Source organism: Paenibacillus sp. MAHUQ-45 (assembly GCF_058133325.1).
In genome coordinates this window covers 110,224-128,684 of sequence record NZ_JBYUPV010000012.1, presented here as the reverse complement: position 1 = coordinate 128,684, position 18,461 = coordinate 110,224, and the positions used below count along the sequence as shown (strand labels likewise).

The 18,461-nt window shown below is 45.2% G+C and carries 19 protein-coding genes; 4 read left to right on the top strand and 15 right to left on the bottom strand.

Annotated features, from left to right (window positions below):
- Positions 1–3: 3 nt before the first annotated feature.
- The gene (locus AC3Y23_RS22955) at positions 4–858 is read right to left on the bottom strand and encodes an ABC transporter permease (protein ID WP_379203545.1); all 855 of its coding nucleotides are present in this window, start codon (positions 856–858) and stop codon (positions 4–6) included.
- A gap of 338 nt (positions 859–1,196) precedes the next feature.
- Positions 1,197–2,045 (bottom strand): helix-turn-helix domain-containing protein, encoded by an 849-nt coding sequence (locus AC3Y23_RS22950; RefSeq protein ID WP_379203418.1) that lies wholly within the window; start codon positions 2,043–2,045, stop codon positions 1,197–1,199.
- A 137-nt stretch (positions 2,046–2,182) separates the two neighbouring features.
- Here AC3Y23_RS22950 and AC3Y23_RS22945 point away from each other — a divergent pair, with 137 nt between their 5' ends.
- The 3 genes from AC3Y23_RS22945 (at position 2,183) to AC3Y23_RS22935 (ending at position 5,168) form a co-directional block, all read left to right on the top strand.
- Positions 2,183–3,124: an MTP-1 family protein gene (locus AC3Y23_RS22945; RefSeq protein WP_379203416.1), complete on the top strand. Its 942-nt coding sequence runs from the start codon at positions 2,183–2,185 to the stop codon at positions 3,122–3,124.
- Positions 3,125–3,455: 331 nt separating this feature from the next.
- Positions 3,456–4,529 (top strand): substrate-binding domain-containing protein, encoded by a 1,074-nt coding sequence (locus AC3Y23_RS22940; RefSeq protein WP_379203414.1) that lies wholly within the window; start codon positions 3,456–3,458, stop codon positions 4,527–4,529.
- A 186-nt stretch (positions 4,530–4,715) separates the two neighbouring features.
- Complete coding sequence (locus AC3Y23_RS22935) at positions 4,716–5,168, top strand: hypothetical protein (RefSeq protein WP_379203412.1); 453 nt, start codon at positions 4,716–4,718, stop codon at positions 5,166–5,168.
- A gap of 131 nt (positions 5,169–5,299) precedes the next feature.
- Here AC3Y23_RS22935 and AC3Y23_RS22930 read toward each other — a convergent pair whose 3' ends face one another.
- From AC3Y23_RS22930 to AC3Y23_RS22880, 11 genes are all read right to left on the bottom strand, one after another.
- Positions 5,300–6,211, bottom strand: coding sequence for a DMT family transporter (locus tag AC3Y23_RS22930; RefSeq protein WP_379203410.1), 912 nt, complete (start codon positions 6,209–6,211; stop codon positions 5,300–5,302).
- A gap of 37 nt (positions 6,212–6,248) precedes the next feature.
- Positions 6,249–7,076 (bottom strand): DUF427 domain-containing protein, encoded by an 828-nt coding sequence (locus tag AC3Y23_RS22925; protein WP_379203408.1) that lies wholly within the window; start codon positions 7,074–7,076, stop codon positions 6,249–6,251.
- A 302-nt stretch (positions 7,077–7,378) separates the two neighbouring features.
- Positions 7,379–8,737 carry an LLM class flavin-dependent oxidoreductase gene (locus AC3Y23_RS22920; RefSeq protein ID WP_379203406.1) on the bottom strand — a complete coding sequence of 453 codons (1,359 nt, stop codon included), beginning with the start codon at positions 8,735–8,737 and terminating at the stop codon, positions 7,379–7,381.
- A gap of 108 nt (positions 8,738–8,845) precedes the next feature.
- Complete coding sequence (locus AC3Y23_RS22915; protein WP_379203404.1) at positions 8,846–9,445, bottom strand: ABC transporter permease; 600 nt, start codon at positions 9,443–9,445, stop codon at positions 8,846–8,848.
- Between the two features lie 70 nt (positions 9,446–9,515).
- Positions 9,516–10,280 (bottom strand): ABC transporter ATP-binding protein, encoded by a 765-nt coding sequence (locus tag AC3Y23_RS22910; protein WP_379203402.1) that lies wholly within the window; start codon positions 10,278–10,280, stop codon positions 9,516–9,518.
- Positions 10,281–10,678: 398 nt separating this feature from the next.
- Positions 10,679–11,488: a DUF427 domain-containing protein gene (locus tag AC3Y23_RS22905; RefSeq protein WP_379203400.1), complete on the bottom strand. Its 810-nt coding sequence runs from the start codon at positions 11,486–11,488 to the stop codon at positions 10,679–10,681.
- 576 nt (positions 11,489–12,064) lie between these two features.
- Entirely contained in the window at positions 12,065–13,399 is a 1,335-nt protein-coding gene (locus tag AC3Y23_RS22900; protein WP_379203398.1) for an LLM class flavin-dependent oxidoreductase, read from the bottom strand.
- A gap of 73 nt (positions 13,400–13,472) precedes the next feature.
- On the bottom strand, positions 13,473–14,108 hold the full coding sequence (locus AC3Y23_RS22895; RefSeq protein ID WP_379203396.1) for an ABC transporter permease: 636 nt from the start codon (positions 14,106–14,108) through the stop codon (positions 13,473–13,475).
- A gap of 24 nt (positions 14,109–14,132) precedes the next feature.
- A complete protein-coding gene (locus tag AC3Y23_RS22890; RefSeq protein ID WP_379203394.1) occupies positions 14,133–15,095 on the bottom strand; it encodes an ABC transporter ATP-binding protein in 963 nt (320 codons plus the stop codon).
- 11 nt (positions 15,096–15,106) lie between these two features.
- Positions 15,107–16,015 carry a glycine betaine ABC transporter substrate-binding protein gene (locus tag AC3Y23_RS22885; RefSeq protein ID WP_379203392.1) on the bottom strand — a complete coding sequence of 303 codons (909 nt, stop codon included), beginning with the start codon at positions 16,013–16,015 and terminating at the stop codon, positions 15,107–15,109.
- Between the two features lie 20 nt (positions 16,016–16,035).
- Entirely contained in the window at positions 16,036–16,668 is a 633-nt protein-coding gene (locus AC3Y23_RS22880) for an ABC transporter permease (RefSeq protein WP_379203390.1), read from the bottom strand.
- 215 nt (positions 16,669–16,883) lie between these two features.
- Between AC3Y23_RS22880 and AC3Y23_RS22875 the strand changes: the two genes are divergently transcribed.
- The gene (locus tag AC3Y23_RS22875) at positions 16,884–17,306 is read left to right on the top strand and encodes an Lrp/AsnC family transcriptional regulator (RefSeq protein WP_379203388.1); all 423 of its coding nucleotides are present in this window, start codon (positions 16,884–16,886) and stop codon (positions 17,304–17,306) included.
- 96 nt (positions 17,307–17,402) lie between these two features.
- Here the strand turns inward: AC3Y23_RS22875 and bshB2 are convergent, their stop codons facing one another.
- On the bottom strand, positions 17,403–18,074 hold the full coding sequence (bshB2, locus tag AC3Y23_RS22870) for a bacillithiol biosynthesis deacetylase BshB2 (protein ID WP_379203543.1): 672 nt from the start codon (positions 18,072–18,074) through the stop codon (positions 17,403–17,405).
- A gap of 23 nt (positions 18,075–18,097) precedes the next feature.
- Positions 18,098–18,442: a YojF family protein gene (locus AC3Y23_RS22865; protein ID WP_379203386.1), complete on the bottom strand. Its 345-nt coding sequence runs from the start codon at positions 18,440–18,442 to the stop codon at positions 18,098–18,100.
- Between the last annotated feature and the right edge of the window lie 19 nt (positions 18,443–18,461).

The window sequence follows — 18,461 nt, the reverse complement described above, 5'->3', positions numbered from 1 at the left end:
CACCTAAAACAAACTCGTCTCGGAAACTTTTCGGCTCATCCAATTGGTCAAGTAAAGAATAATAAATGATATAACCGACATAAATAATCCAATTGCCGTTGTGTACTCGTATTGGGCGCCCAATATCCCTTGACGATAAGCATAGGATCCGATGACATCTGCTACTTCGTAAGTCTCAGGCGAATAGAGCAGAATAATCTTCTGGAAATCGCTCCCGAGGATTCCTCCCACGGCAAAAATCAGCAAAATTATGGAGGTAGACTTGAGCGACGGCCATGTGACATGTACAACCTTCTTCCATCGGCCTGCGCCGTCTACCTCGGCTACGTCATACAACGTAGGATCTATTCCGCTTAATGCAGCAAGGTAGATGATCGTACCGAACCCGACGCCCTGCCATAAGCCAGAAGAGATGAATATGGTCCGGAAAAAGCTCGGCTCGAGAAGGAACATCACCGGATCTCCGCCGAAGAAGGTGACAATACTATTAAACAAACCGTCTCTCGCTGTAAATTCCTTAAGCATCCCCGCAACAATGACGACCGATATAAAATGCGGGAAATAAGAAACCGTCTGCACAACCTTCTTAAAACGCTTGTTTTTCAGTTCATTAAACAGTAGAGCCAATATAATTGGCGCCGGAAATGACCAAAACAAGGTATACACACCTAGAAGCAATGTGTTCTTCAAAACTCTAAACGCCATGGGATCGTTAAAGAAAGAAGTGAAATACTTTAATCCCACCCACTCGCTTCCCCATATCCCTTTAGAAGCGTTAAAATCTTTGAAAGCGATTAAAATTCCATACATGGGAAAATAACTAAAGATTAACACTGTCAGAAAGCCGGGAAGCACCATAAGATAGAGATAACGGTGCTTGAGGATTCTGGCCACTAGCCTGTTACTGCTTACGTTCAAAGAAGCACCTCCTGACTGTTAACATGCCCGAGATCAGTTACGGCCGATATTTTGCCCGTAGACACATGAACCTGGTTATTTGATTCGCATTATATGTAAGCGCATTCACCACCGTCTCCAAAGTATATTTTTTTTCGTTCGTCGGATACGCAATAGCTTCTGGCTACTGTTCCAGACAAATCTGATGCTCTTGGTGTCTAAAAGTTATTATGCTAGGCAAAAAAATAACACATACTATTTAATCCGTCAATACACAAAATTCTAAAATAATTAGTATACTATCTTCGAACGATCCCGAACTGGCGATACCGATGAGGCGTTAAGCTATGTCTCCGCTTGAATAAATCGTAGAAGTAACTGACGTTATCGAGTCCGATCTCTAAGCTGATTTCCACGATTTCCATATCCGTATTTAGCAGCAAATTCTCGGCATAGGACATTCTCAATTCGTTAATGTACTGGGTCGGGGATATCCTGAGATGCTTTCTAAACATTCTGCATATGTAAGCATGCGATTTGTCCGACAGCTCAACAAGCGCAGCTGCCCCCCGCGTGAAGTGCTCTTTCTTCCTCGCCTCTCTGCATAGATCCTTAAACCATTCAGGCTGTCCGGTTAGTTCAATCGGATCGGCTTCAGCCTTGATGTACCGGGAGAACAGATCTGTCAAGATCGCTCTTACCTCCGCCTTAACAGCCAGCTTCTTCTCCTGCGGAATCAAACTAATCTGGTCCAGCCGGTACCGCACATATTCCTTTTCCATTTTGGACAGTACAGTCGACGGCGGCATGACCGGCTCAAGCAGCTTTTCGCTTGGGAACCCTTCTCCCAAAAAAGCAATCAGATCGTCCAGGACCTCCCGATTGAACGATAAATTGATGAACTGACAATCGCTTTCCGTCGTCTGTTCATAGTAATGAACGTCCCGATCCCTTATGAACACGAGTGTATTTTCCTGCAACAGCTGCCGTTTGCCGTTAATGATATGCACAACGCTACCCTTCAGGATAAGAAACAACTCAAAAAAGTCGTGAGTATGCATGCCGATCGTATCGCGCACCGAAGCGATCAGTCGATAGTGAGCCTGAATCTCAGAATCAATACCGTCCGCCGCAAGAAGTTTCAACATATACAATCCCTCCCTAGTTTTGTACAATAATTCGATGTCAAAATACCATAATGCATTCAAAAATGGAGCAAGATTTAGAGCAAGACTTTTGATTAGGATAGAGTTGTTACTGAAGCCTGAAAGGAGATTTACCACAAATGAACTTATTGGAACTGCGTCAGCAATTCGAAGTAAACAAACGCATTTATGAGAGCGCCAAGCTTGTCTTCCGCGGAGTCGAAGACTTCGACGTCTACAACCCTTCCATTCCGTTCGAATGGAACGGCAAGCACTACATTTATGGACGCGTGGAAAAACGCGATGAGTGGGCGAGATCTTGGGTTCGCCTGTTCGAGCAAAGCGGCCCGGATGAGTGGACAGCTGTGCCAGATACGATGATTTATCAGCTTGAAGATCCTTACATTAGCGTGATCAACAAACAGCTCGTATTAGGCGGGACACATGTTCGTTTTAAGCAAGAACAGCTCGATACGTTCTACGGTTATTTCTACAAAGGGCATGATCTTCATGATCTCTTCTACTTCACGACCGGTCCGGATTATATGAAGGACATTCGGCTCGTAGAGCTTCGAGACGGCAAGATCGGCGTCTTCTCAAGACCACGGGGCGAAGAAATACGCAAGCAATATGGAAGCGAATCCTTAGTGGGATTCACAGTCATTGACAGCCTGGACGAACTGTCTCCGGAAGTCATTGAGAACGCACCGAATATCAATGGACTGTTCCGTAAGGATGAGTGGGGCGGCTGCAACCAGGCATACTTGCTCGAGAGCGGAAAGATCGGCGTCATCGGCCATATCTGCTACGCTCAAGGAGATCAAGCAACCTATATGAACATGTCATTCGTACTCGATCCGCAAACCAATCAATTCTCGGATTTGAAAATCATCGGCACCCGTCCTTGTTATCCGGATGGCCCTGCCAAGAAGGCACATCTGGCCGACTGTGCGTTCACCGCTGGCATTGAAATGCGTACTGACGGCAAGGTTAATCTGTACAGCGGTATCGGCGATACAGAAGCTGGGCGCATCGTCATCGACTACCCGTTCGAAAGTGAAGGCGCCATTGTAACCTTCTAGATAAAATACCAAACATCGAGCTGCTGGGTTATCCCAGCGGCTCATTTTTATGTCACATTACGCCGTGGGTTAGTACCCTTCATTTTGCACAGTACTCCTCCTTGAAGTTATTATGATAAGCAAATTAAAACACATACTTTATTTGACTCCATAATAATACAGACTCTCATAAAATTCAAAGTTTTTATATATTTTCGCTTCATTCCTGCTAAATTCCTGAAAATTACCCACCTATCCGACAAATTTTTTTTCGAAATGCGCTGCAAGTACGTATACTTTTTAAAGCGAAATGCGCTACAATTGAAGAAATGTTGAAACGAGGTGGATCTACTTGAGCAAGAAAGACTTGGCTCTGCCAAAGTACCAGATGGTAAAAGACTATGTCTTATCCCAGATCGAGAATCAGGAATTTACAATAGACGATCGGATTCCTAGCGAATCGGAATTTTCCAAGCTGCTGGATGTCAGCTCCATCACTGTGCGTAAAGCACTGTCAGAGCTGGTGAATGAAGGTGTGATCTATCGCGTGAGGGGAAGGGGAAGCTTTGTCGCCAGCCAAGCAGCCGTCTCAGAGAAGACCTCAAATCTGGTGGCCCTCGTCATCTCCGGTGTCGACCTGTACGATAGCTCGTATATGCAAATCATGAGGGGCATACAGTCCTTTCTGGGCAAGCATGGCTGCAAGCTGATCGTAGAATTCGTGGAGAACGACTTCGAACAGGAACGCGAGCTCGTTCTGAAGCTGATTCAAAGTGAACTAAGAGGATTACTCATCTATTCCTCTGATCCTGACGCTGCAAAGAGCTATCTCGGGGAGATTCGCAGTAAATCGATTCCATTCGTCATGCTCGATCGTTCCCCTTCCGGATATCCGGTCAATGTCGTTACGTGTAACAACCATGACGGAGCCTATGAAGCCGTAGAATACTTGATAAAGCAAGGTCATCGAAAGATCGCATTTGCAGCTTACGACTACCACCTAAGTCCGGAGGTCGACAGATACAACGGTTATTGCAACGCCATGTCGAATTCATCCGTGCCAATACAGGATTCGCTCTTGTTCCTGGAGAAGAAATTGGATTATGCTGCGCTTGCACGCCTTGTACACAACGGAGAGGTGACCGCGCTGTTCTGCGCGAACGACAAACGAGCCCTCGAAGCGCTCGAACAGCTGACCGCGCTTGGCATTCGTATCCCCGACCAATTATCACTAATGGGCTTTGACGATTTCGAGAGCGCCAAGTTCGCCAAGGTCGCCTTGAGCACAGTGAAGCAATATTTCGATGTCCTCGGCTATGAGAGTGCAGATTTGTTGTTCAAGATTGCCGAAGGCTCGTCTTACGGTAATAAGAAAGTCATGTTGCCTACAAGTTTGGTCATACGTGACTCCGTCAAGCCCGTTTAAGGTTAACGTCTGAAGAAACTATGAAAATCCGAGTTACACGAATATCGAACAGCACTGTGCTAAATCACAAAAAAGACGCTCCAATGTGCGATTTTGGAACGTCTTCTTTTGCGTTTCATGCTAAAATCTCATCAACTATCGACTCCTACTTCCAGCGCTTTTATAAAATATGAAGGTGGGAAAAGGATGAAGAATTATGTGCTCGGATTTTCTTTAACAGGCCTTTTATTATACGCATTACAGCTACTCCCCAATATTGTATGGATGCTGTCACCGCCTGCCAACAATGTGCTTACGAAGAACAGTTCTGTCTATCCAATATTGAACATAACAGAACAAGTCTTTGGGATTATGACTGTTGCTCTATTGATCTTGCTGATAAACAAAAGCAGCGAGAGAAATAGTGCAATCTATCTCGGATTAGCGCTGCTGTTTTTGATCGGCTACTATATCGCATGGGTCCTATACTACAACGGGGTGGTTGCTCCGTGGTTACTCATTATCGGGATTGCAGCCATGCCGCCTTTGTACTTCTTCTTTGTCGGGCTTTGGATGAAGAACTATGTCGTTCTGATTCCATCCGTAATTTTTGGAATTGCGCACATAGTGATCACAAGCTCGAATTATTTGAAGTTATAAATTAATGATGAGTCGTACTAGCGACATAGCGATATCACCCACCATATAATCATTCCAAACAAAAATCCCTTCCTTAGCAAGATACTTAGGAAGGGATTTCGATTCCTTTATGTTGTAGCTTCAATCGTAGTTTAAGTTGTAGTCGTTGGCTCATTCACCTGCGTAACATTTTTGGAAGCATTGCGATTAGAGATGAATACTCCAATGAGAATCAGGGCTCCACCAAGCAATTGACTGACGTATATCTCATCTCCTAACAAAAAATGCCCTAGGATCAGCGAGATAAACGGTGGGATGTTCATGAACATGGAAGCTGTCCCAGGCCCTGTGACCGCTACGCCCCTTGTCCACCATATCCCCGAGGTTGCTGTAATCAAGGCTAACGGAAGTAGCATTAACCAGATATAAACATCATTTGTTGCTATCAAACCACCATTATACGACTCTATGGCTACCATAGGCGATATCAGAATAGCGCCTAAGCCACCAGAAATAATATTAATAGCTGATAGTGACATCGTCTTTACCAGCAGTGGCGTGAACATCATACCGATCGTCATCCCCAGCATCGCCAGTACCAAATACAAATCACCTAACGATAGACTGAACTTTCCTCCACCAAAACTGATAATAATAACGACACCGACTACACCAAGCAGGCCTCCAACCAGCTTCCCCGCAGTCAACGATACCTTATAGAATAGACGCTCCATGAAGATGGCTACCAATGGTGCTACTGCATAGATTAAGGAAGCGTTGGCTGCTGAGGACAGCTTGAGACCTGAAAAATAGAGTGGCTGTTGAACCAAAGTGCCAAACAACGAACTAGCCGTCAAAAGCAACCATTCCCGCCGGGTTGGCCATCTTAATTTTCCCACGCGATACAGCAACAATAGGACAATCAGCCATGTCAAAGTCATGCGTATAAAGGATAGAAATGAAGAAGAGAAAAAATTTATCAGATACGCACTCATGATATAGCTTATTCCCCAACACAGAGTTGCCCCTATAAGTCCAACAATAGCCGATCTATAACTCGACATTACCTGCACTCCCCTACATTAACTGAAGAAGCACATATCATTGCTTATGAGCGATTGATTTATAAGGCAGACGGTCTTTCTCCTGCAGGGACCATTTCTCTCCATCAATGTAGATCGCCTCAACTTCTTCATTATAAAAACTATATCTACCCGCTATTTCATGAACCTCGGGCAGTGGCTTCTGATAGCTCCACAACACATTCTCAGCAATCACTCCGTCACTATTGAACGAATGATACGTAGCCTCTCCTTTATAAGGGCAGGTTGTCACTGTATCTGTTGGCACTAGATAATCAAAGTTAATATCCTCTTTTGGCAAATAAAAGCGTGGCGTCAATCCTGTCTCAAACAGGATAACCGGATCATCACTGTCTGCAACAACCTTTCCGCCTACGATTACTTTTATATGTCTGGAGCTAGGAATGGCATCCAGTCTCGAATAAGGATCACGGGCATGGTTAATGACCTCTTCCTCTTCTTCAAACCATCTAATCTCTTTATTTTTCCAGATAAACGTAATGTATCCTGCAATAATCGCACTGGGCCCGGGCGGACTCAGATGACTCCAGACAGCATTCTCTACAAGCGTATCCTCGACTCCAATATTCCAATAGACGGCTTCCCCTTTGTGTAGATCTTCTCTACGATGAGAGGATTCTTGAAGGAACTCGGTCCGAACATCCTCCTTGGGAAAATAGTACACCGGCAGCTTGCCGGTCTCCGTAACGATCAGCACACGTTTGCTATCGGCCACGAATGTCTCGCCTATTTTTACACGAATCCATTTCGGACTCACTTCAGCTCGAATCTGCCAATCCCCATCAAATTCATCATTTAGATTCCATTGCGGGTCATAATGTGTCATCCTAATTCATCTCCCATCTATTCGTATAATATTGTCTTCTAAATAAGATAAACATAAGATTTCAACTTAAAGCTTGGTCGTCACTGCGGTGGAATGTTTGGACTTCCGGTCGCTGTTGTCGCCAGATTTCTTCTTTATAAACCGCCTTTAGCGGTTGAAATCTGGGAACAGCTTGTGCTTCCGATGCGAGCTTTCCTTCGGAAAGCTTTCAGGCGAACGCTGCGCTCCTACAGTTCCAAACTTCCCCCTTCGTTCCTTCTCGCTTTTTGTTACTCTCTTTTGTTAATCTTTTATATACTAGATTAACGTGCAGTGATCACACTATAACGATTAGCAGGGCGACGCAGTCCCAAATGATCACGAAGGGTCGTTCCTTCATAATCCTCGCGGAAGATCCCGCGCCGCTGCAATTCAGGGACAACCAAGTTCACAAAGTCATCCAGTCCGCCAGGCAAATGCGGGAACATCACATTAAAACCATCCGCTGCGCCGCGAACAAACCATTCTTCCATCTGGTCAGCAATTTGCGTAGGTGTTCCGGCTATTCCGCGTGAGTTTAGACGTTTATAGAGCTGGCGAATAGTCAGGGTCTCCCGCTCCAGCAATTGAATGATTTTGGCCAGACTGCTCTTGCTCTGATTGAAGCCCTCCAGCTTTGGTGTGAACGGCAATGGCTCATCAAGTGGATACTGTGATACATCATGCCCCAAGTAATGAGAGAGCAGATCCAGTCCCAGCTTCTCAGGCGTGAGATCCTCCACAATTGCCAACCGCTCAGCCGCTTCTTCCTCTGTCCGTCCGATAACAGGCATAAAGCCCGGCAGAATCTTCAGATCATCACGTGATCTACCGTATTTAGCTAGTCTTGATTTGATATCCTCATAAAGCTCAATTCCCTCTTCAACGGTTCCAAAGGGTCCGAAGGCTGTACCAGGTGCAAATACAACTTCTGCCGATGCAGCTGCCAGTTCCTTGCCTGCTTCCGAAGCCCCTGCTTGAATCAATACAGGATACCCTTGCGGAGGTCGGGATACATTCAACGGACCCCGAACTTGAAACTCGTCACTCTTATAATTCAGATTATGAAGCTTATCTTTATCTGCAAAAATGCCTGACGCCTTATCCAGCACAATGGCATCATCTTCCCAACTGTCCCACAGCCCCTGGGTCACATCGACGAACTCGCCAGCTCTTCCATAACGGTTCTCATGCTCCAAGTGCTTATCTTTACCAAAGTTCCGGGCTTCTTCATCAGCCGTCGAAGTAACAATATTCCATCCCGAACGTCCATTGCTTAAATAATCCAGTGTGGCTAACTTTCGGGCAATATGATACGGCTCGTTATACGTCGTGGATACGGTAGCTGCAAGACCAATTCGCTCTGTGACCGCGGATAGCGCAGATAATAGGGTGAATGGCTCTGGACGAATGCTGTTTGCCGCGCTAATCCCTGACTGAAATCTGTCCCAGACATATAATTCATCTGCATAGAAGAACATATCAAATTTCCCACGCTCAGCAGTCTGAACAATATGCTTGTAGTAATTAAAATCAAGCAGAGCAGCCGCATCCGATTCTGGATGTCTCCAACTGGAGATATGCTCACCTGCTGGAAAGAACATCATAGCTCCCAGCGCCATTTGTCGTTTGTTATTACTCATCTCTACACACCATCCTTTATGCTTTGAGTTTCTCTTTCACGATGTCATAAGTTTCTAAGGAGCCTATTCAAGATTCGCTCACTCTCTTGGTTTGCCTTAATTTCTGATTTACTGACGCAGGCCTTTTGGCGTAAGCAACTTATTCAATCCAAGCAACAATAAATTAACAATAATAACGAGTAACGATACTGGGATTGCACCTTCCATAATAGTTACCGTATTGATCATCGCGATCCCTCTGGTAATAATATCGCCTAGTCCTCCAGCAGCAATATAAGTAGCAATAGTAGCCATACTGATCGTCTGCACCGCAACTAGCCTTACACCGGCCATAATAACGCTACGCGCAATGGGAAGTTGAACCATCCACAGAATCTGCCATCTGGTCATTCCCATCCCCGTGCCGGCTTCAATTAAGGCCTGATTCACCCCTCCAATACCTACATAGGTGTTCTGAAGAATCGGAAGTAACGCATACAGCGTTAACGCGATAATCGCAGGCTTTGTTCCAATACCCAGAAATGGGATCATAAATCCGAATAACGCAAGACTGGGAATGGTTTGAATCACAGATACCGTTGTTATGACCGCGTTCGCTACACGTTTATAGGCAGTAAGAATAATTCCAGTCGGTACTGCAATCAAGCAAGCAATCACAACCGAGATCAGTGACAGATTGAAGTGCTCTCCTGTCTTTTGCAAAATCATAGGCCAATCTGCTAGCAAGGTATTCCAAAATTGATCCACCCATAACCACGCCCTTCATTCATAATCAAGATCAAATTGAATATTGTTCAAACCGCTCTGCCCCGAGAAATTCACGAACGAAGTCAGAAGCGGGTTCCTCAAGTAGATTCGCAGGCGTTCCAGTCTGAACAATAAAACCATCCTTCAGCAGAATGACCTGGTCAGCGATTTTAAGTGCCTCATCGATATCATGCGTTACAAACACAATCGTCTTCTGCACTTTCTCATTCAGCTTAATAAGCTCCTTCTGTAGCTGTACTCGGCTAATAGGGTCTAATGCGCTGAAAGGTTCATCCATGAGAATAATAGAAGGGTTAGAAGCAAGTGCACGTGCTACACCGATGCGCTGTTGTTGTCCACCACTTAGCTCATGTGGGTAACGGCTGCGAAATTGCTTCGGATCAAGACCAATCAGTTGCAGAAGTTCTTCTGTGCGATGAACCAAATCCTTCTTCTTCTCACCCTTAAGCCTTGGAACGATAGAGATATTCTGTTCAATGGTCATATGCGGAAATAGTCCGATCTGTTGAATGACATAACCAATATTCCGCCGCAGCTCCACCGGATTAAGCGTGCTGACTTCCTGACCTTCTACCAACACAGAGCCAGATTCCGGCTCAATCAGTCGATTGATCATTTTAAGCAGGGTTGTCTTCCCGCAACCTGACGGTCCGATAATCGTAACGATTTGACCACTAGGTATGGTTAGATCAAAATTCTCCAACACATTGCCTGAACCATAGTTTTTGGTCACTTGCTTGAACTCTACTGCGGCTACGCCAGCCCCCATATCCATCACTCTTCCTTTTCTAAAATATAAACCAACTTATTACATTTATTTAGTTGGTTTTTAGGTATAAAAAAAGATCACATCTCCCACTTATAATTGCAAGGGAAATGAGACCTCCGTTTGTCAGGTTAGCCTCTTATATTATTAACATCCGATAATTCAATACTGTAATGTAATACTTTAATGCAATATTATATTACGTATAATTTTTTGTCAATCATTAAAAACAAGTAAACATATCGGATTTAAATTTTCTTTTTCATAGTACTATTTAGCTCTGAGTAATGGAAGGATTTCGATCAGATCAGGGGAGGATTTATGTTATAAGGCATAAAAAAAGACCTCCTGTGAACAGGTCAGCCATATGAGTATACTATACAGTTATTCCTATGAATGAATTAGAATTAATTACTTTCAACAAGCGTCGGTTTAATCTCATTGGCATTAAAAAAATCTAGTGCAGAGCGATACCAAGAAGTCTCTCCTTCTTTCTCGCCGTCAATATAAGTCTCTACACGTTCATTATAGAAGGAGAGATATTCCTTAATCTTAGGGATTTCGGGAATCGGATTAAGATAACTCCACACAATATTCTCATGAACGTTACCATTCACTTCAGCGGACCAATAAGAAGCCTTACCTTTATAAGGGCATCTTGTTTCCAAGTCGCTTGCCTGCAGGAACTCTTGCTTCACATCTTCCTTCGGTAAATAATAACGAACAGGAACACCTGTCTCAAACACAATGATCGGACGTTTGCTATCTGCTACCGTTACACCATCAATCACTACCTGGATATGCCGAGAACTCTGCAGTGCATCTACTCTCTTATAGGGATCACGCGGGTGAACAAAGATTTCTTCATCTTCCTCGAACCAGGCATCTACTTGATTCCAATAGAATGAAATGTATCCTTTGATGGGCTCACTCTCTGGAATAGGATCCTGATAACTCCAGACTGCATTTTCTGCAATTCGATCCCCAACCTGAATACTCCAGTATGATGCTGCACCTTTCCATGGGCAATGGGAATGATGCTCCGATTCAACGAACAGATCCTTGCGAACATCACTTTCAGGAAAATAATAAACCGGAAGATGCCCTCTCTCATGAACCGTGATCACATTCTTGCTATCCGCAATCGTTGTCCCTTCAAACTCCACTCTTACTCGTCTTGGATTTGAATCAAACTGCAATTTCTTCTTATTAGACATGTGTACTCTCCTCCTTCTAAAATAATATCAAATATAGGTAATGAATTATTGCAATTAGATAATATCATGCTAATTTTAGATATTCAATATATAAATCCCACTTTTCCAATAAGAATTTAAAAAGCCCGAGAATGAGTTAAAAATGTCCGGTGCTTGAGCTTTCAAAGATTATACACCTATAGCTGGAGGATACTGTACACTTCGAACATAACGGCTGCTGCTTCTGGATCTAAAATAACGAAAGCCATTATAAAAACCCCCGTTAATTATCTCATTCCTGCCCAACCTATGGATAAAAGAGCTTTTTAACAGGACAAAATCCCTTTATTCATGATAAATAAAGGGTAAGGAAACAATTAACGGTATCTTTTCCTGCTATTCCCCCTCTTAAGCTCAAACGTAGGCGCAGGCGAATTTCCCCGTGAAGCAGTAGTTAGAATCTGCAGCGTAGCATAATCCGGTTCACATGCCACCCGGGTGGTTTTTTTGTTTCGCGCGTTTCTCGCACTCAACTCAACTGGCTAAAGCCTAAAAAAACAAACGGCACTTATCCATGCCGTTTCCGATTTCATTTTATCAAAGATAAGAATTTAAAGGACGCTTCAACCCTAAGTGGTCGCGAAGCGTTACTCCAGTATAACGAGTGCGCAGCAAATTCCTTTTTTGCAACTCCGGCACCACTTTGTCTACGAATTCCTCCAGTCCATTTGGCAACAAAGGCGGCATCAGATTAAAGCCGTCGCAGGCCCCCTGCAAAAACCATTCCTCCATCATATCCGCCAATTGTGCAGGTGTTCCTACGAAGGTTTTGTGACCACGTGCTCCAATGACGCGCTGACTCAATTCACGAATAGTCAAGTTATCTTTCTCAGCTATGCCTATGAGCATCTTAATTCGACTGATTACCCCGCTGGTTGAAGATTCAGGTAGCGGAATATCAGGCAATGGACCATCCAGATCGAATGAAGCTAGATTATAATTCAACAAACCGGATAATTGAGCTATCGCTACATGCGGAAGCACCAAGGCATCAAGCTCATGCTGCTTTTCTCTCGCTAATTGCTCCGTTTCTCCAAGGATCGGCGAGATGCCGGGCATAATTAACAGCTCATGCTCGGCACGACCGAAAGCAGCCATCTGTCCCTTCACGCTCGTATAAAATTGCTTCGCATCCTCTATTGTCTGCTGTGCTGTAAATACCACCTCAGCCGTCCGTGCGGCAAAAGCCTGACCCGCAGTCGAAGAGCCGGCTTGTATAAGAACAGGGTAACCTTGAGGAGAACGCGGCACATCCAGCGGCCCTTTGACAGTGAACCAGTTCCCCTTATGGTCAATCTCACGGACCTGGTCTAGATCCGTGTAGACGCCTGAGCGCTGATCCGCAATTAGCGCCGTATCCTCCCAGCTGTCCCATAGCTTCTTAACGACATGAACAAACTCATCCGCACGGTCGTAACGTAGATCATGGGCCAGATTCGTTTCTCGCCCAAAATTATGAGCTTCGGCTTCGGTGCCGGTCGTCACGATGTTCCAGCCAGCACGGCCTTCGCTTATATGATCCAATGTAGCAAGCTTGCGGGCTGTATGAAAAGGCTCGTTGTAGGTCGTAGAGGAGGTTGCGACCAAACCGATCTTGTCAGTGACAGAGGCTAAAGCCGACAATAAGCTAAAGGGCTCCAGTGCGCCGCCCAGGTTATGTCCAATGGACGAACGGCTGCGTCCCACGGCCAAAGCGTCAGCAATAAAAACCATGTCGAGCTTCCCTCTCTCCGCCGTTTGTGCCAGCTTTACAAAATGGCGGAAATCAATATTGCCTCTCGCATTCGCCTCCTGATGCCGCCAAGCTGATGCATGATGGCCGGCACCTAACAGAAATACGCCCAATGCCAGATGTTCTCTCCGTTTATTCATTCTTTATTCTCCTTATTGTGCACCACGTCATATATCGCGTAGCTTCCCTTATGAATGCCCAGGATGATTGATGCTAGAGGGGGAATTCCCCTCTGGCCCGTAACAACGCTTTTCGTTCCAGACGGAATAACAGCTGATTGCTCGAAATAGCCATTCCGGATACGAGCAATGCTCCCCAGATAATCTTTGCAGGATTATTCTGATACAGACCATCAAACAACAGGACACCTAGCCCGCCTGCATTGATCCAGGAAGCAATCGTTGCAATCCCGATTGTGGTAGTAATCGCCAGCCGGATCCCCCCGATAATAATGGGCAATGCGAGAGGCAGCTCAATGCGCCAGAACCGAGCTAGTGATCCGAGCCCCATCCCCTTTGCAGCTTCAATAATGCTGGGGTTGATCGACTTAAAGCCAGCAAGCAAATTACGGACAAGAAACAGCTGACTGTAGGCGATTAACGCGATCAGGGCAGGCGTAATTCCAACTCCAAAGAGCGGAACAAGAAAAGCGAACATCGCCATGCTTGGGATGACATAGACAAGGCCAAGTGCAGCCAGTACCGGGATCGTAAAGGCTTGAACCCGCACGAGCAGCATACTGACGGGAAGAGCGATCAGCAACGCGATGGCTAGTGTGGCCAATGTGAGATAAATATGCTGTAATGTTAGCAGCAGCAGTTGATCGTAATGCTTGATCGCATAATCCATGTCAAAGCCCCCTTTCCTTGTCTCTTAAGCTTTTAGCTTTAATTGCTCCCAAGTAATCAGCCCCATTGGAGTCTCCTGTTCATTAACTACCCAGACAGCGTTCACATTCGGTTTCAGCAGCAGCAGCAGAACTTCTTTGAGCGAGGAATCTCTTTGAACCCTTTCTACTGCCGCAGCGTCGCTCTTATCGGGATAAGTATCCAGAGAAACCATGGCATCTGCAGCCAGGATCAAATCCAATTGATTGAATTGGTTATCGGATTTGACCAGCTTCTGGACAAACTCGTTGGCCGGATGGACCAACACTTCAATTGGCGTATCAAATTGCTGAATGACGCCATCGTTCATAATCATAACCCGGTCTCCCAGCTTCAACGCTTCTTGTACGTCATGAGTAACGAATAAAATCGTCTTATTCAGCTTCTTCTGAATTCGAATGATTTCATCCTGCAGTGACTCCCGGGTAATTGCATCAATAGCACCAAAGGGCTCATCCATCAGCATGATCACCGGGTCCCCCGCCATCGCGCGGGCAAGACCGACTCTCTGCTGCTGTCCCCCGGATAATTGGGCCGGGTATCTTTTCTTAAAAGACTGGGGTAAATGCACCAGGTCCAATAGATAATCAATACGCTCCTGAATTTTCCTCGGAGACCATTTTAAAATCTTCGGCACGGTCGCAATGTTCTCCTCAATAGTCATATGAGGGAATAATCCGATCTGCTGAATCACATATCCGATTTGGATGCGGAGATCGTTCAAGGGTATCTTCGTAATGTCCTGCCCTTTTACAAAAACCTTTCCGGAGGATGGCTCGTGAATTCGGTTGATCATTTTGAGCAGCGTCGTTTTCCCGCAGCCCGATGCACCTAGAATTGTTACAAAGCTCCCTTCCTCGATTCGCACGTTAGTCTCATAGATCGCCGGTTTGGCTGCCTTGGGAAAGCTTTTCGTCACCTGATCAAATACAATTGCATCTCGGCTCATGTGTACTCATCCTATTTTTTCAAGATACCCGCTTGTTGTAAAAATTGTTTCGCCACATCTGTATATTCCTGTTTGTTAATATCCACTTCGGCGTTAAGCTTTTGCAGCGTCGCGGTGTCCAGCTTGGCTGAGACTTCATTTAAAATGTCGTCGATGCCTTTGTTTTTCTCCAGCACATCCGCTTTAATAACCGGTGCTACATAATACGGAGGCCAGAACTGTTTATCATCCTGAAGCAGAACCAGATTCGGCTTAGTAAGCTCAGCATCTGTTGTAAAAGCTACCGTTACATCCGCCTCATTATCATGCAGAGCCCGATATTTCACCCCAGCGTCGAACAGCTTTACGGATTTAAATTTAAAACCGCCGTAAGCCTGCTTCAGGCCCTTCAAGCCGTCTTCGCGATCTTCAAAACCAGTTACCGCAGCAAGTCTTAGCTCCGGCGCCAGCTCTGCCAATTGAGATAGCGTCTTGAGGCCGTATTTGTCGGACACTTCCTTCGTGACCACCAGTCCCTGAGAATTGTTCGCTTGGGTCGAGGCCAACCAGACGAGATTGAACTTCTCTTTATAGTTTTTGGAGACAGTATCGTATACTTCCTTCGGATCGGATTGCTTAGGCAGCTTCAAAATGGAAAGCAACGCTGTTCCCGTATATTCTGGATAGACATCAATATCGCCTTTCACAATTGTCTCATGTGCAAGAAGTCCGGCAAGCTTGAATTTGCGATTGACGGTATAGCCGGCGTTCTCCAATGCAAGAGAATAAGCTTCCGATAAAATAAAGGCTTCCGTGAAATTTTTAGAGCCGACATTAATTGTTCCTTTGCTGGCCGCACCGGAGCTAGCCTTTCCGCATGCAGACACAACCAGGGACAATAGCAGGATAAGGCTTAGCATGACGATAGAATGTTTTTTCATTATAGTAGAACCTCCGTTGATTATTTTTGCCATGAGGACCATTTCTCCACAGCAGATAACAGAATTTCAATTCCAACTGCCAAGATAGTAATTGGAATGGCACCCGTCAGAACGATTGCAAAATCATTAATACCTAATCCGTTAACAATAAAAGTCCCCAGACCCCCTCCGCCGATAAATGCAGCCAACGTTGCACTGGCGGTAACCTGCACAGCCGAGGTTTTTGCACCCGTAATGATCAAAGGCAGTGCCAGAGGAAGCTCAATCCGCCTCATGATCCGCGTCTGGCCCATTCCCATTCCTGAAGCCGCTTCAAGAATGGAGCCTTCTATATTTTGAAAACCGAGATAGGTATGAATTAGAATCGGCGGACATGCCAGCAGAGTCAGCGCAACTAGCGACGGCATGAAGCCGGTACCGAGAATAGGCATGATGACGATCAGAACCACTAAGCTCGGAATGACCCGCAGGGTGTTAAAAAGATTCATAATTGGAGCGGCAAAGCTGGCCTTCTTCGCACAAAGGATTCCAAGGGGCACACAAAGCACAACTCCAATTAAAAATGCCGAGAAGCTTAGTTCCAAATGAACTTTCGTCTCCTCCCAAAAACGTTCCTGATTCTCCGAAATGTAGCGGATAATCTCATGTATCATCTCCTGATCATCACCTCCATAAGCTTCACATCGCTGTCAGGGCAACTTTTATTGACATTATAGGTGATAGAGTTTAAAATTCACATATGAAAAACAAAGTATTTCTACTATTTTACTTAGGTATTATAAATAATTTGATTTGAACACTTCATTCAGTGGCATAAATTAACAACAAAGCAACCCAGACTTTATTGAATGGAAAGGGAGAATCGACGATGGACGACACAGATATTAAAATATTGAAGCTGCTGCAGGAAAATGCGCGATACTCCATGACTGAGCTGGGAAAGCAGGTTGGGCTAACACAGCCGGCCGTGACGGGGCGAGTACGTAAACTCGAGGAACAGGGGACAATCTCCGGCTACCGGGCACATTTAAATCCTAATAAATTAGGGAAAAAGACCCAATCCTATGTGCTTGTCCAGACTCAGCATTGTAAAGCATTCTCGGAGCATTGCGCGACACAGCCCGATGTCGTCGATCTGCACCGCATAAGCGGCGAATATAATTATTTGGTCAAAATCATGACTGAATCCATTGAGAAACTGGAGGCCTTCACCGCCAGCTGCAATAAATTCGGCTATTTTCAAGTCATGGTCGTTCTTTCCTCCAGAATTGAACACAATCTTAATTTCTGAGCGGAACGTAATGAAGTTATAAAAAAGAGCCCCAGCGATATTTCTGCCAGGCCTCTCTATAAGAAAAAGTCCGAGCTCGTATGCTCGGACTTTTTTTTATGATGACAATGGTCCTTCAAATGGATAAATCCAGAAGTACTCTGTGCCAAAACGCTGCTGAATCTCTTCATCATTCAATTCTTTGCTGCCTACTAACTCTGCGGCTTGGAATTGAGATTTATGCGCTTGAATGGAGGCCATTTTAGGCTTCAGAAAATCTTTAACATCAACTATTACATTAGGTTGGCCAATAGCTTGCTTCGCGTTCCGGGAAAAGGCCACACAGTGTACAGGAGGTCTCTCTGCCTTAGGTAGTCTTTCAACCGTACGGATTACTGCGGCTCCTGTGGCATCATGATCAGGATGAACGCTGTAACCCGGGTAGAACGTAATGATTAACGAAGGGTTCAGCTCTTTCAAAAGGTCATCAATTTGACTATCCAACAAGGCTTGATCCTCAAATTCAATCATTTTGTCATGGAAACCAAGCATTCTTAGATCCTGTATCCCAATGGCCTGACAAGAAGCTTCGAGTTCTTTCTTACGTATTTCTGGAAGGGTCACCCGATTGGCGAACGGTGGGATCCCCATATTCCGCCCCATTTCGCCTAGTGTCAGGCACGCGTATGTTACCTGAGTTCCACTCTGTATATGTTTCGCCAGGGTACCTGATACACCGAAGGCCTCGTCGTCCGGGTGTGGCAATATAACAAGAATATGTCTTTCCACTGAATTCTTCATCTCCTCATGCATTAGAAAGGCTCCCGGCTTAATTGTAAGGATACGATAAGCTTGCCTTGACTGTCGTGCCCTGCCATGATCAATCTATCCGTCTCACTCTCTTCGTAGTGAGTTAAACCTTCTGAGTACACCCAACCTTGCGACATTTTCAGACCTATCCGATAAGGTCCTTCTCCTGAAATCGACCCATGAGAATATTGAATGACAGCATTGGTGATAAAAGTAGACGCCGAATGCTTAGAGCTATCCAGGTGAGCTGCATATGCCCCCATTGTCATCTCAAGATGGATATACAGATCCTGATCTTTAAGCCGGTCGATTCGTTTTTGTATTTCTGACTGATTGATTAGCTGCAATGTTGCGCCTCCATCTCTG

What these genes read in the sequence shown, in the direction of transcription:
- AC3Y23_RS22955 (WP_379203545.1), bottom strand. Translation starts at nt 858, where the DNA reads ATGGTGCTTCCCGGCTTTCTGACAGTGTTAATCTTTAGTTATTTTCCC.
- AC3Y23_RS22950 (WP_379203418.1), bottom strand. Translation starts at nt 2,045, where the DNA reads ATGTTGAAACTTCTTGCGGCGGACGGTATTGATTCTGAGATTCAGGCT.
- AC3Y23_RS22945 (WP_379203416.1), top strand. Translation starts at nt 2,183, where the DNA reads ATGAACTTATTGGAACTGCGTCAGCAATTCGAAGTAAACAAACGCATT.
- AC3Y23_RS22935 (WP_379203412.1), top strand. Translation starts at nt 4,716, where the DNA reads ATGAAGAATTATGTGCTCGGATTTTCTTTAACAGGCCTTTTATTATAC.
- AC3Y23_RS22930 (WP_379203410.1), bottom strand. Translation starts at nt 6,211, where the DNA reads ATGTCGAGTTATAGATCGGCTATTGTTGGACTTATAGGGGCAACTCTG.
- AC3Y23_RS22925 (WP_379203408.1), bottom strand. Translation starts at nt 7,076, where the DNA reads ATGACACATTATGACCCGCAATGGAATCTAAATGATGAATTTGATGGG.
- AC3Y23_RS22920 (WP_379203406.1), bottom strand. Translation starts at nt 8,737, where the DNA reads ATGAGTAATAACAAACGACAAATGGCGCTGGGAGCTATGATGTTCTTT.
- AC3Y23_RS22915 (WP_379203404.1), bottom strand. Translation starts at nt 9,445, where the DNA reads ATGATTTTGCAAAAGACAGGAGAGCACTTCAATCTGTCACTGATCTCG.
- AC3Y23_RS22910 (WP_379203402.1), bottom strand. Translation starts at nt 10,280, where the DNA reads ATGGATATGGGGGCTGGCGTAGCCGCAGTAGAGTTCAAGCAAGTGACC.
- AC3Y23_RS22905 (WP_379203400.1), bottom strand. Translation starts at nt 11,488, where the DNA reads ATGTCTAATAAGAAGAAATTGCAGTTTGATTCAAATCCAAGACGAGTA.
- AC3Y23_RS22900 (WP_379203398.1), bottom strand. Translation starts at nt 13,399, where the DNA reads ATGAATAAACGGAGAGAACATCTGGCATTGGGCGTATTTCTGTTAGGT.
- AC3Y23_RS22895 (WP_379203396.1), bottom strand. Translation starts at nt 14,108, where the DNA reads ATGGATTATGCGATCAAGCATTACGATCAACTGCTGCTGCTAACATTA.
- AC3Y23_RS22890 (WP_379203394.1), bottom strand. Translation starts at nt 15,095, where the DNA reads ATGAGCCGAGATGCAATTGTATTTGATCAGGTGACGAAAAGCTTTCCC.
- AC3Y23_RS22885 (WP_379203392.1), bottom strand. Translation starts at nt 16,015, where the DNA reads ATGAAAAAACATTCTATCGTCATGCTAAGCCTTATCCTGCTATTGTCC.
- AC3Y23_RS22880 (WP_379203390.1), bottom strand. Translation starts at nt 16,668, where the DNA reads ATGATACATGAGATTATCCGCTACATTTCGGAGAATCAGGAACGTTTT.
- AC3Y23_RS22875 (WP_379203388.1), top strand. Translation starts at nt 16,884, where the DNA reads ATGGACGACACAGATATTAAAATATTGAAGCTGCTGCAGGAAAATGCG.